This window comes from Pseudoalteromonas sp. SWXJZ10B (genome assembly GCF_015864475.1).
GTDB lineage: Bacteria > Pseudomonadota > Gammaproteobacteria > Enterobacterales > Alteromonadaceae > Pseudoalteromonas > Pseudoalteromonas arctica.
Genome location: NZ_JADYXD010000027.1, coordinates 19488 through 32335 on the forward strand (window position 1 = coordinate 19488; position 12848 = coordinate 32335).

11 protein-coding genes are annotated in these 12848 nt (G+C 39.6%); 3 read left to right on the top strand and 8 right to left on the bottom strand.

Annotated elements, in window-relative coordinates; all coding sequences use genetic code 11:
• Both fadA and tusA read left to right on the top strand, forming a co-directional pair.
• Nucleotides 1-1170 (top strand): acetyl-CoA C-acyltransferase FadA, encoded by a 1170-nt coding sequence (fadA, locus tag I6F54_RS17860; RefSeq protein WP_007584192.1) that lies wholly within the window; start codon nt 1-3, stop codon nt 1168-1170.
• A 316-nt stretch (nt 1171-1486) separates the two neighbouring features.
• Nucleotides 1487-1726, top strand: a complete 240-nt coding sequence (gene tusA, locus I6F54_RS17865; protein WP_007377644.1) for a sulfurtransferase TusA — start codon at nt 1487-1489, stop codon at nt 1724-1726.
• A gap of 7 nt (nt 1727-1733) precedes the next feature.
• On the opposite strand, the gene I6F54_RS17870 is transcribed toward tusA, so the two are convergent.
• The 8 genes from I6F54_RS17870 to dnaA form a co-directional block, all read right to left on the bottom strand.
• Nucleotides 1734-2429, bottom strand: coding sequence for a hypothetical protein (locus I6F54_RS17870; protein WP_197142508.1), 696 nt, complete (start codon nt 2427-2429; stop codon nt 1734-1736).
• Between the two features lie 66 nt (nt 2430-2495).
• Complete coding sequence (locus I6F54_RS17875) at nt 2496-2945, bottom strand: hypothetical protein (RefSeq protein ID WP_197142510.1); 450 nt, start codon at nt 2943-2945, stop codon at nt 2496-2498.
• A 75-nt stretch (nt 2946-3020) separates the two neighbouring features.
• Nucleotides 3021-5090 (bottom strand): glycine--tRNA ligase subunit beta, encoded by a 2070-nt coding sequence (gene glyS, locus I6F54_RS17880; protein WP_197142512.1) that lies wholly within the window; start codon nt 5088-5090, stop codon nt 3021-3023.
• Nucleotides 5091-5092: 2 nt separating this feature from the next.
• Nucleotides 5093-5995, bottom strand: a complete 903-nt coding sequence (gene glyQ / locus I6F54_RS17885) for a glycine--tRNA ligase subunit alpha (RefSeq protein WP_007584197.1) — start codon at nt 5993-5995, stop codon at nt 5093-5095.
• 142 nt (nt 5996-6137) lie between these two features.
• The gene (gene gyrB, locus I6F54_RS17890; protein ID WP_165729275.1) at nt 6138-8564 is read right to left on the bottom strand and encodes a DNA topoisomerase (ATP-hydrolyzing) subunit B; all 2427 of its coding nucleotides are present in this window, start codon (nt 8562-8564) and stop codon (nt 6138-6140) included.
• A 12-nt stretch (nt 8565-8576) separates the two neighbouring features.
• Entirely contained in the window at nt 8577-9671 is a 1095-nt protein-coding gene (gene recF, locus I6F54_RS17895; protein ID WP_008138030.1) for a DNA replication/repair protein RecF, read from the bottom strand.
• Nucleotides 9672-9686: 15 nt separating this feature from the next.
• A complete protein-coding gene (dnaN, locus tag I6F54_RS17900; protein ID WP_197142514.1) occupies nt 9687-10790 on the bottom strand; it encodes a DNA polymerase III subunit beta in 1104 nt (367 codons plus the stop codon).
• Between the two features lie 13 nt (nt 10791-10803).
• Nucleotides 10804-12192 (bottom strand): chromosomal replication initiator protein DnaA, encoded by a 1389-nt coding sequence (gene dnaA, locus I6F54_RS17905; protein WP_010555148.1) that lies wholly within the window; start codon nt 12190-12192, stop codon nt 10804-10806.
• Nucleotides 12193-12710: 518 nt separating this feature from the next.
• Between dnaA and rpmH the strand changes: the two genes are divergently transcribed.
• Nucleotides 12711-12845 (top strand): 50S ribosomal protein L34, encoded by a 135-nt coding sequence (gene rpmH / locus I6F54_RS17910; RefSeq protein WP_004335215.1) that lies wholly within the window; start codon nt 12711-12713, stop codon nt 12843-12845.
• Nucleotides 12846-12848: the final 3 nt, after the last annotated feature.

Consider the following 12848-nt stretch of genomic DNA (forward strand, 5'->3'; position numbering starts at 1 on the left):
ATGAATAATCCAGTAATTGTAGATTGTATCCGCACACCAATGGGTCGCTCTAAAAGTGGTGTATTCAAACATAAACGTGCTGAAGACTTAAGCGCACATTTAATGAAAGGCTTACTTGATCGCAACCCAGCAGTTGATCCAGCATCAATTGACGATATTTATTGGGGTTGTGTACAGCAAACATTAGAGCAAGGCTTTAACGTAGCACGTAACGCAGCATTACTTGCCGGTATCCCACACAGCGTACCTGCTGTAACGGTTAACCGTTTATGTGGATCGTCAATGCAAGCATTGCATGACGCTGCACGCGCAATAATGACCGGCGCTGGCGACACTTACCTAATTGGTGGTGTTGAGCACATGGGTCACGTACCTATGACTCACGGCAACGACTTTCACCCAGGCCTTGCAACAACGATTGCACAAGCATCGGGCTCAATGGGTTTAACAGCAGAATACCTTGCTACGCTTCATGGCATTAGCCGTGAGCAACAAGATGAATTTGCTTACCGCTCACATCAACGTGCACAAGCGGCAACTGTTGAAGGCCGTTTTCGTCGCGAAATTTTAGCAATGGAAGGTCACGCAGCAGATGGTTCGCTTATATTAGTTGAAGACGACGAAGTAATTCGCCCAGAAACAACAGTAGAAGGCCTATCAAAGCTTCGCCCTGTATTTAATCCTGCATCGGGTACGGTAACAGCCGGTACGTCTTCTGCACTTTCTGACGGCGCATCTGCAATGTTAGTAATGAGCGAAGAAAAAGCAAAAGAACTTGGCTTGCCAATTCGTGCGCGCATTAAAGCAATGGCAGTCGCTGGTTGCGATCCATCAATTATGGGTTACGGCCCAGTACCAGCAAGTAAAAAAGCACTTGCTCAAGCCGGTATTACAATTGATGACTTAGGCGTAGTAGAGCTTAACGAAGCCTTTGCAGCACAATCATTACCCGTAATGAAAGATTTAGGGTTAATGGATGTTGTTGACGAAAAAGTGAATTTAAATGGCGGCGCAATCGCACTTGGTCACCCACTGGGTTGTTCGGGTTCGCGTATTAGCACATCGCTTATTCACTTAATGGAAGATAAAAATGTACGATACGGTTTAGCAACTATGTGTATTGGTTTAGGCCAAGGCATTGCCACTGTATTTGAACGTGTTCAAGACTAATTAGTTTTAAACATGTAAAACCATCTTGGTGATTAAAAAGGCGGACTGATTTTATTCAGTTCGCCTTTTTTATTAGCTTTAATTAAGTGAAAACGACCCTTTATCAAACAAGCATGTAACAGCGTAATTATGTGATCGGGCGTATTATTAAATAAAGTCTTTTGAAGCAATAAAGTTTCAAATAAAATGGGCATATTAAGATAAGTAAAATAGTTAAATTACACTTGAAATTGCGTTAAACTGCCAAACTTATTAATTGCTATACCTAAGCACTCGCGTACGCAGCAATCACTTTAATTAAACAGGTCAATTTATTATGAGCTTTGATAATCCCGATCACCAATTAGATGCCATAGGCCTTCGCTGTCCAGAGCCAGTAATGATGGTACGCGCTGCTATTCGTAAAATGAGTGATGGTGAAACGTTATTAATAACTGCTGATGACCCATCAACAACTCGCGACATTCCGAGCTTTTGTACGTTTATGGATCACACGCTGGTGGCTAAAGATGCAGAAGAAGCACCTTATAGGTATGTGGTGAAGAAAGGGCTTTAAGTTATATTTAACTATTCTCAAGTTGTATTTTTAAACAATCCTTAGTCTTTTTAAATATTTCTGTATCTAAAATATGTTCTTTATTTTCCTTATCAATATGAATTGCGCTGACGTCAATACCCATATCAGTATCACGGGGCATATTGTGAATCATTTTTATATGACGGCTTAGAAGATCTAAGTTACCTTTTATTTCATTATTTTTTATATGCGAGAAATAATAACTATATTCACTTAGTATCAGTAAGCGGTCTCTAGTTAAGTTAAATAGGTAGGATATTTCTCGCTCCCATTTATTCATTTGAATACCATATTTTTTAGTATTGTCATCGTCAATATTAAAATTTATTTTATAATTACAGTAATATTTTCTTGCATCAACTTGCAGTTTAACTAACTCTTCTAAAGCGTCTATATTCGCTAAAGCTTTATATAACTTTTCTCTAAAAAGCTTATTATCATAATCTTTTTTCCATTTTGGAATTGAGTAAAATGCATAAAGGGCAGCACAACCGCCTGCTATACTCCCTAAACTTGCTAAGAAGTTTAAAACATTATTCATAATATTACCTAAGCTATACTCATTAAGTAGCAACCAAATCAAAATAATTAAGAATATTAGCAATGCTATTGATAAACCAGCGGTTTCAATTAGTAATAGCTTGCTATATCTATTCACTGTTTTGTTATTACTATTCTTCATTCAACGTCCTTGTCGCAAATCTATAAGCTCACTCGGGCAGCTAAAAACTGACGACTTTTAGCTTAGCTATTTTTTAGTTATCGTCACTTTCGGCTCATCATAGTCACTGTAATCAATGCTTACTATGTAGGTGCCTTTTATCGCTGGCGTGTAGCTAAAGTAGTTATAAATAGTATTACAGTCTGCAATAGCTGGCTGGCCGAGTGTTAGTTTTTGCCCTGCTGGTTGTGCGTCGCTGTAACCACAGTTGTAACCTTCACTAAAATCGGCATCGGCTATTTTAAATTCGTACACTTTACCAGGCGTCGAAAATTTCACTTCTGCTTGATAAAGCGCAGGGCCAACTGGTGCAAACTGATACTGGGGTTCTGCATCCCACAGTGTAAAGTCGCCACGTAAGTAAATTGTGCGGTCAAGCTCTTGCTGTGGTAATACATCGTTAATCGAAATTTGGCTTGTACAGGCAGTAAGTAAACCAGCAATTGCTAAGGTTAAAATTCGTTTCATAGAAATCATCAATGGGGTTTCCTTTGCATACAGTGAAAACTAAAAAGCCAGCAAAACGCTGGCTTTTAAAATTGCTAATCGGTGTTATTTTTGTAAAACAGAAATATCTGCAATACCTAAAAACAATCCGCTTAACTGGCTTAGCAGCGCAAGACGATTTTGCTTAACAGCTTCATCGTCGGCCATAACCATTACGTTGTCAAAAAAGTTATCAACACTTTCGCGAATACCTGCCAATTGGCTTAATGCTTCTTGGTAGTTTCCATCTGCGTAAAGTGGTGCAAGGTCAGTGGCAAATTTTGCTACTTGTGATGCTAATACTTTTTCAGCGTCGTCGCTTAATAAGCTCTCATCAACACTACCTTGGCTGGTAATGTCGTTTTTAGCCAGAATATTACCTACACGCTTATTAGCTGCTGCAAGCGCTTCTGCTGCGTCTAATGTACGGAAGTGGCTCACAGCTTTAACACGGCGATCAAAATCAACAGGTTTAGTCGGACGACGTGCAAGCACTGCTTGAATTACGTCTACTTCAATACCTTCGTCTTGATACCAAGCACGGAAGCGCCCTAGCATAAATTCAAATACATCAGCTGATACATTTAAGTTAGTTAACTTGTCGCCAAACAATGTTTGCGATTTAGCTACTAGGTCTAAAATATCAAGTGGTAGTTCTTTTTCTACCATAATGCGAAGTGCACCAATAGCAGCACGACGAAGAGCAAATGGGTCTTTGTCACCTTTAGGTGCTTGGCCTATACCAAAAATACCCACCAGCGTGTCAAACTTATCAGCAATCGCTACTGCGCAGCTAATTAAATTTGTAGGTAAGTTGTCGCCTGCAAAGCGTGGCATGTACTGCTCGTTTTGCGCTATGGCTACATCCTCGGCTTCACCGTCATGGCGAGCGTAATGCATTCCCATTACACCTTGCACGTCGGTAAATTCCATTACCATTTCAGTCATTAGGTCAGTTTTACTTAATAAGCCTGCACGCTGTGCTAGTACTTTATCAGCACCTAATTGCTCAGCAATATAACCTGCAAGCTCACTAATGCGCTCAGACTTATCTTTAAGCGTACCAAGTTGCTTTTGGAACAATACGCTATCAAGCGATTCTAATCGGCTTTCTAGAGTTTTCTTTTTATCTGTTTCAAAGAAGAACTGTGCATCGGCTAAACGCGGGCGCACTACTTTTTCGTTACCAGAAATAACCACACTTGGATCTTTACTCTCGATGTTAGATACAAACAAAAATTTATTTAAAAGTTTGCCGTTTTGATCTAATAACGGAAAATATTTTTGATCGTCTTTCATGGTGTAAATTAACGCTTCGGCTGGTACATCTAAAAATGCTTCTTCAAATGTTGCCGTTAAAGTAACTGGCCACTCTACAAGTGATGTTACTTCTTCTAGTAAATCTTCATCCATTGCAACAACAGCATTAACTGCTTTTGCAGCCTCTTCTATTTGCGTACGAATTTGTGCTTTACGTTGTTCGTAATCGGCAATAACGTAAGCAGATTTAAGTACGTCAAACACGTCGTCCGCATGGTTTATGCTAATTTTTTCTGGGTGGTGAAAGCGATGACCCTGAAGCTGGTTAGTTATTTTCTTACCAAGGATCTCACCTTCAAGTAACTCATCACCAAACAAAATAGTTACCGTATGCACAGGACGAATAAATTGTGTTTTATTCGCGCCCCAACGCATTGGTTTAGGAATTGGTAATTTAGCCAACGCTTTAGTAATTGCACCTGTCATTAGCGATTTGGTTTCTTGCCCTGCAACTTTAGCAATGTGCAATAACCATGCGCCTTTGTCTGTTTCGAGTGTTTGTGCGTCTTTTACTTCAATACCACAACCACGTGCCCAACCCATTGCTGCTTTTGTTGGGTTACCGTCACCGTCAAATGCGGCTTTAGTTGCTGGACCGCGTTTTTCAACTTCTTTGTCTTGTTGCTTAGCTTCAAGCGCTTTTACTTGTAAACCTAAACGACGAGGCGATGCATACCAGCTTACGCCTTGATGTGCTAACTCTAGTGTTTCAAGCTCTGCAGTTAAGTTTGCAGCAAAGGCTTCTGCTAATTTACGCAGTGCTTTTGGTGGCAACTCTTCTGTGCCAATTTCTACTAATAAATTTTGTGCTGACATACTTACTTATCCTTACACAGCGGGAAACCAAGCGCTTCGCGTTTATCATAGTAACTTTGTGCACACGCTTTTGATAACGCACGAACGCGTAAAATATAACGTTGACGTTCGGTTACCGAAATTGCGTGGCGTGCGTCTAGTAAGTTAAATGCGTGCGATGCTTTCATTACTTGCTCGTAAGCCGGTAGTGGTAAGTTTGCTTCAATTAACTTTTGGCTCTCTGCTTCACATTTATCAAACTGAGCAAATAAGTCTTCTACGTTTGCGTGTTCAAAATTGTAAGTAGACTGCTCTACTTCATTTTGATGGAACACGTCACCGTAGGTTACACGCCCTAGTGGACCGTCTGCCCATACTAAGTCGTAAATACTATCTACGCCTTGAATGTACATTGCTAAACGCTCTAGGCCGTAAGTAATCTCACCTGTTACAGGTGAACATTCAATACCGCCAACTTGCTGAAAGTAGGTAAACTGCGTTACTTCCATGCCGTTTAACCAAATTTCCCAACCTAAGCCCCAGGCACCTAATGTAGGTGATTCCCAGTTGTCTTCTACAAAGCGAACTTCGTGAGTTAGTGTATCGATACCCATAGCCGCTAAAGAGCCTAAATAAAGCTCTTGGATGTTATCTGGTGATGGCTTTAAAACTACTTGAAACTGGTAGTAGTGTTGTAAGCGATTGGGATTTTCACCGTAGCGACCATCGGTAGGACGACGACACGGTTGCACGTATGCACTCGCCATTGGCTCTGGACCAATAGACTTTAAAAAAGTTTGCGGGTGAAATGTCCCTGCGCCCACTTCCATATCAAGTGGTTGAATAATGACACAGCCTTGCTGCGCCCAATAATCCTGTAAAGCCAGGATCAAACCTTGAAAGGTTTTTACGTCATATTTTTGCATATTTGGCTTTTTACTATCTAAGAAGTAGCGTGAAAATTACCCTTAGTATACCGTGTGTACACTCAGGTTTTAAGCAGTTTGTGTAATTGAAGAAAATAAAAAAGGAGCCATTAGGCTCCTTTTTCTATGTAAGCAATATTTTTTACACGTCTAAGTTAACTACACGTAGTGCGTTCTTTTCAATAAACTCACGACGAGGCTCTACTTGGTCACCCATTAAGGTCGCAAATAATTGATCCGCGCCAACAGCATCTTCGATCGTTACTTGTAACATACGGCGAGCACTAGGATCCATTGTGGTCTCCCAAAGCTGGCTTGGGTTCATTTCGCCCAGTCCTTTATAGCGTTGAATATAGATCCCGCGCTTCGATTCTGTGATCAACCATTCCAAAGCATCCACAAAGTTATCAACAGGTTTTGTTTTCTCACCACGTTGAATATATGCACCTTCGCTAAGGATGTTTGCGATGTTAGTACCAGTCACAGCAATGCGTTGGTAGTCACGTGACGCAATAAAGTCATAATGAAGTACGTGTGCTTTATCTACACCGTGCTGACGAATATTCACAACCGGGTAATACATATTACGCTCAGCATCATGCTCTGTACCAGCATGGAAAATAGTCGCATCTTCATCACGTGCAATCAGGTCGTCAACCAACACTTTAGTCCAAGCAATTACTTTAGCTTCATCTGAAAGGTCATCAGTTTTCAATTCTGTTTGATAAATTAAGCGTTCCATTACCGTGTTAGGGTATTTACGCTTTAAACGCTCAATTACTTTAACTGTGTTTTGATAATCGTGAACTATTGACTCTAGTGCCTCACCTTCAAGAGCTGGTGCATCTGTACTTGCATACAACGCTGCACCATTAAGAGCAAGCGATGTTAGGTATTCAACTAATGCAGGGTCATCTTTAATATAACGCTCCTGCTTACCTTTTTTCACTTTATAAAGTGGTGGTTGAGCAATGTAAATATAGCCGCGTTCTACAATTTCAGGCATTTGGCGATAGAAGAATGTTAATAGTAACGTACGAATGTGAGAACCATCCACGTCCGCATCGGTCATGATGATGATACGGTGGTAACGTAATTTCTCAGGGTTATATTCGTCACGACCAATACCACACCCTAATGCAGTAATTAGTGTTGCTACTTCTTGCGAAGATAACATTTTATCAAAACGTGCTTTTTCTACGTTTAAGATTTTACCTTTAAGCGGAAGAATAGCTTGGTTTTTACGGTTACGTCCCTGCTTGGCTGATCCGCCAGCAGAGTCCCCTTCCACTATATATAGTTCAGATTGGGCAGGATCTTTTTCTTGGCAATCAGCTAGCTTACCAGGTAAGCCTGCTAAGTCCATTGCACCTTTACGACGTGTCATTTCACGGGCTTTACGCGCCGCTTCACGAGCACGTGAGGCATCAATAATCTTACCTACAACAATTTTGGCATCAGTTGGGTTTTCTAATAAAAACTCAGTGAATTTTTCAGCCATTGCTTGTTCAACTGCAGACTTAACTTCACTTGAAACAAGCTTGTCTTTAGTTTGCGATGAGAACTTAGGATCCGGAACTTTAACACTAACAACAGCCGTTAAGCCTTCACGGGCATCATCACCGGTAGCATTGCTGGTTGTTTTAGCTTTTTTGTTAAAGCCTTCTTTTTCCATGTAGTTATTAAGTGTACGTGTTAGCGCTGATCTAAAACCGGCTAAGTGAGTACCACCATCACGTTGTGGAATATTATTTGTGAAACAGTAAATATTTTCTTGGTATGCATCATTCCACTGCATTGATACTTCAACGCTAATACCATCTTCTTCACGTTCGTGAGTAAAATGGAATACACCTTTATGTATAGGTGTTTTATTACGGTTTAAGTATTCAACGAAAGCTTGAATACCGCCTTCGTATTTAAAGTGGTCAGATTTATTTTCTTCACGTTCATCATTTAAAATGATGCTCACACCTGAATTTAGGAATGAAAGCTCGCGTAAACGCTTAGCTAAAATTTCGTAATGAAAATCTAAGTTTGTGAATGTTTCACCACTTGGCCAAAAACGTAGTTCTGTACCAGTCGTGTCCGATTCACCAATAACAGCTAAAGGTGCATCTGGAACACCCATAGTGTAAAACTGCTCATGAAGTTTACCTTCACGGCGAACTGTAAGTTTTAGCTTTTCTGAAAGTGCATTTACAACAGAAACACCAACACCGTGTAAGCCACCTGATACTTTATAAGAGTTATCATCAAACTTACCACCGGCATGAAGTACCGTCATAATAACTTCGGCTGCTGATACGCCTTCTTCTTCATGGATAGAAGTTGGAATACCACGACCGTTATCTCGTACTGAGACAGAACCGTCTAAGTGAATCGTTACATAAATATCATCACAATGACCTGCTAAGGCTTCATCGATCGAGTTATCAACGACCTCAAACACCATGTGGTGTAAGCCTGTGCCATCATCGGTGTCCCCAATATACATTCCAGGACGCTTTCTTACTGCGTCTAATCCTTTAAGTACTTTAATACTCGACGAGTCATAATTCTCAGACATGGTTAATCCCACTTATCTTGTTATTAGGTTGCCATGTTTCACGTGGAACATTTGTAGTTCTCGTTGCATGGGTTCCACCACAGCAGAAATACTTTCAGACAAAATTGAAGAGATAAAAATTTGAGAACTACAGTGAGCAAGTAATTGACCCACTTTCTCTTTTGTATCTTCGCCTAACTCTGAAGGTAGATCATCTATTAGCAATATAGATTGCTTATCTGTCTCTGACTCAATTAAGCTATTTTGCGTAACTTTTAACGCATACAATAGTAACTTTAATTGACCGCGTGAGAACGTATTCTCTACACTGTTGCCAGCGACACTAAAACTAAAATCAGCCTTATGAGGGCCTTTACTTGTAAACCCTTGGCGAGCATCTCGCTCAAAGTTTTGCTCTAACGCATCTGCAAGAGATTCGGTCTCTTTCCAACCTGCGTTAAAGGTCATTTCTAAATCACGTACAAGCGTTAATTCTGCACACATTTTATCAAAAAATTGCTGCTTAAACCTACTTATATACGCCAATCTTAATTTATTTATTTCTTCAGCCAGTCTAACAAATTCTTTGTCCCAAAACTTAATTTGGTCAAAATAATTCTTGGGCTTAGTTTTTAACAATGCATTACGTTGTTTAAGTACTTTATTGAACGATTGCCATAAAAAAAAGAACTCATGTTCCACGTGGAACAAACCTAAATCTAAAAATTTTCTGCGCTCTTTAGGCCCACCAAAAAATAAAGAATAGCTCTCTGGTGTAATAATTTGCACTGGCATGAGTTGAGCTAGTTCGGATATTTTACGGCTCGCCTTACCTTGAATTTTTAAATTAGTTTCACCCGTTTGGGTTTTACTAATACCAATTGGAATAGATAAGTCGTGTATTGTTTTGCGCCCGTGAATTACAAACTGCTCTTGCTGATGCGCGATAATACTTTTGTGTTTTGGAGTACGAAAAGATTTGCCGTGAGAAAGGTAATAGATAGCCTCTAAAAGGCTGGTTTTTCCGCTGCCGTTTTCACCATATATTATATTAACGCCGTTAACTGGTTCTAGCGTCAGCGCCTCAATATTACGAAAATATTTGAGGCTCAAATGACTTAAGCTCATTATGTATTTATAGTCTTATAAACGCATAGGCATAACAACGTACATTGCTTCTTCATCGCCTGCACCTTCAATTAATGCACTGCTGTTTGAGTCAGCTAATGTAAATAGTACGTTTTCTGTTTTTAATGTGTTTAGTACGTCTAATACGTAAGACACGTTAAACCCTATTTCTAGGTCAGCACCTTCGTAACTTACTTCAACAACTTCTTCAGCTTGTTCTTGCTCTGGGTTGTTGGCCGTAATTTTTAATAAACCGTTTGATAAGTTTAAGCGTACGCCACGAAACTTTTCATTAGATAAAATAGACACTCGTTGGAACGCATTACGTAACCATTCTCGGTTAGCTGTAATTACTTTGTCGCCACCACGCGGTAATACACGACGGTAATCTGGAAAACGCCCATCAACCAGTTTACTTGTAAATGTAAACTCAATATCAATAATACGGATATGGTTAGCACCAAACTGAATTGTTACCAATTCATCGTCAGCTACCATAAGGCGCATAATTTCTTGCACACCTTTGCGAGGTATAATTAATTGACGTTGTGTATTAAGCGATTGCGTTAATTGCTTTTGCGCTATAGCTAAACGGTGACCATCTGTTGCTACTGTTTTTATATCGGTATTATCTACTTCAAACGACATACCATTTAAGTAATAACGTACGTCTTGATTTGCCATAGAAAAATGCGTGCTTTCGAGTAACTTACGAAGCTCTAAACGAGTTAGTTGAAATTCAACCTCTCCGTCCCACTCTTCTAAATTAGGAAAATCATCAGCAGATAAAGTCGTCAATGAAAAACGGCTTTTACCACTGGTTAAAAGTAATTGATGCTCTTGCAAGCTTAAAGTAATGTCTGAACCATCTGGTAGACTTTTACAAATATCGAGTAACTTTTTAGCGGGTAACGTTAGTTTTGTATCGGCAATATCATCACCTACAAATACGCCAGAAACTAGTTCAATTTCAAGGTCAGTACCCGTCATTGAAAGTTGTCCGTTTTCTACCACTAACAAAACGTTAGATAAAATTGGCAACGTGTGTTTGCGCTCTATTGCGCCCGACACTTGCACCAATGGCTTTAAAAATTGTTGTCTTGATATTGTTATTTGCATAATAAAGTCAGCCCTAAGATGACAATGTTCTTATTAAGTTTTGGTAATCTTCTTTAATTTCGTGGCTTTCGTCACGTAGTGATTTTATCTTACGACATGCATGTAATACGGTCGTATGATCGCGCCCACCAAATGCGTCACCAATCTCAGGTAAGCTGTGATTAGTTAATTCTTTAGACAATGCCATAGCTACCTGGCGCGGCCTCGCGATAGAGCGGCTGCGGCGCTTAGATAACAGGTCTGATATACGAATTCGATAGTACTCAGCAACAGTTCGCTGAATATTGTCTATGGTAACCAGTTTATCTTGCAAGGCAAGTAAATCGCGTAGCGCTTCTTTTACAAAATCGATTGAAATAGGACGACCGGTAAAGTTCGCATTAGCGATTACACGGTTAAGTGCACCCTCTAGTTCACGAACATTTGAACGTAATTTTTTGGCAATAAAAAAAGCAACTTCGTGTGGTAAGTTAATCTTACTTTGCTGGGCTTTTTTCATTAAAATAGCAACGCGTGTTTCAAGCTCTGGTGGCTCAATCGCAATTGTTAATCCCCAACCAAAACGTGATTTTAGCCTGTCTTCAACGCCTTCAATCTCTTTAGGGTAACGGTCAGAGGTTAAAATAATTTGTTGGTTGCCTTCAAGCAATGCATTAAAGGTATGAAAAAATTCTTCTTGTGAACGCTCTTTGTTAGCAAAAAATTGAATATCATCAATCATTAATGCATCAACACTACGGTAATAACGCTTAAATTCTTCTATCGCATTATTTTGAAGTGCCTTTACCATGTCTTGAACAAAGCGTTCTGAATGCATGTAAACAATTTTAGCATCTGGCTTATTTGCCATAATGCCATTACCTACTGCATGTAATAAGTGAGTTTTACCTAAACCAGTGCCACCGTATATAAATACAGGGTTAAAAGCAGAGCCAGGATTGTCGGCAACCTGTGTGGCCGCAGCTTTTGCTAATTGGTTTGATTTACCTTCAACAAAGCTATCAAAAGTATAGTTTTCTTTAATGTTAGATTTGTAACCTGACTTAGGTGCAGGTTCAACAACTGGCTTTTGCTCGCGAGGCTGTTGTTTTGCTGAAGCGTGTGCACTTGGTGCCGATTGAGTTTCTATAACCGGTGCAGCTTGTGCATTTAATAAAGGTTTACTACCTACATCAAAACGTAGTTTTGGTGCTTCAACACCACAAATCTCTACTAGTAATTCGTTAATTCTATTTAGGTACTTTTCTCTCACCCAATCAAGCACAAAGCGATTAGGTGCATAAATCGTCAAGGTATCTTCGGTACTTTCTGCTTGTAGCGGTCTTACCCACATACTGAATTGCTGCGAAGGCAGCTCATCTTGCAATACATATAAACAACTTTGCCAAACCGACAGATACACAGTTAAACTCCCAGAGATATAATTTTTATTCCCGCACATCATTAATGATTATAAATCATACATTTATTGCGTTCAAATGGTCCAATAAGCGACCCAAGACCGCGTATTATGAAGACACTTTATCCACAAGTAAAAGATTGATTTTTATAAAATTGTTGATATCGATGTATAAAATCATTAACAAGCTGATTTAAAACAGTTTTTATTTTAGATCCTGAGAGGAGATCATAACAAAATAACACCAAGATCGCGAACCAAATTTACGATCCAATTTACTTTTCCCCCGCTTTTATTCACTTTTTATACAGGGGCTGTGGAAAACTTCTTATTTATGATGATCCTAACAGATCGCCTTATATGATCTCTTATATAGTAGTAGGTGGGTTATATACCCTTAACGTAATTATGATTGACTTTACATTACTTACTCTATAATATCTCGCGCTCGCAATGGCACCTATGCCAGGATCGCGACCTGTATAGGATGTTTTAACTTTAACCGATCGGATGAGATTGTTATGAAAAGAACTTTTCAACCTAGCGTTTTAAAACGCAAACGTGCACACGGCTTCCGTGCTCGCATGGCAACTGTAAATGGCCGTAAAGTATTAGCACGTCGCCGCGCTAAAGGCCGCAAAGTTCTTTCTGCTTAATTT

Excerpts from the sequence above, each read along its gene's own strand:
- fadA (WP_007584192.1), top strand. The coding sequence starts at position 1 with ATGAATAATCCAGTAATTGTAGATTGTATCCGCACACCAATGGGTCGC.
- tusA (WP_007377644.1), top strand. The coding sequence starts at position 1,487 with ATGAGCTTTGATAATCCCGATCACCAATTAGATGCCATAGGCCTTCGC.
- I6F54_RS17870 (WP_197142508.1), bottom strand. The coding sequence starts at position 2,429 with ATGAAGAATAGTAATAACAAAACAGTGAATAGATATAGCAAGCTATTA.
- I6F54_RS17875 (WP_197142510.1), bottom strand. The coding sequence starts at position 2,945 with ATGATTTCTATGAAACGAATTTTAACCTTAGCAATTGCTGGTTTACTT.
- glyS (WP_197142512.1), bottom strand. The coding sequence starts at position 5,090 with ATGTCAGCACAAAATTTATTAGTAGAAATTGGCACAGAAGAGTTGCCA.
- glyQ (WP_007584197.1), bottom strand. The coding sequence starts at position 5,995 with ATGCAAAAATATGACGTAAAAACCTTTCAAGGTTTGATCCTGGCTTTA.
- gyrB (WP_165729275.1), bottom strand. The coding sequence starts at position 8,564 with ATGTCTGAGAATTATGACTCGTCGAGTATTAAAGTACTTAAAGGATTA.
- recF (WP_008138030.1), bottom strand. The coding sequence starts at position 9,671 with ATGAGCTTAAGTCATTTGAGCCTCAAATATTTTCGTAATATTGAGGCG.
- dnaN (WP_197142514.1), bottom strand. The coding sequence starts at position 10,790 with ATGCAAATAACAATATCAAGACAACAATTTTTAAAGCCATTGGTGCAA.
- rpmH (WP_004335215.1), top strand. The coding sequence starts at position 12,711 with ATGAAAAGAACTTTTCAACCTAGCGTTTTAAAACGCAAACGTGCACAC.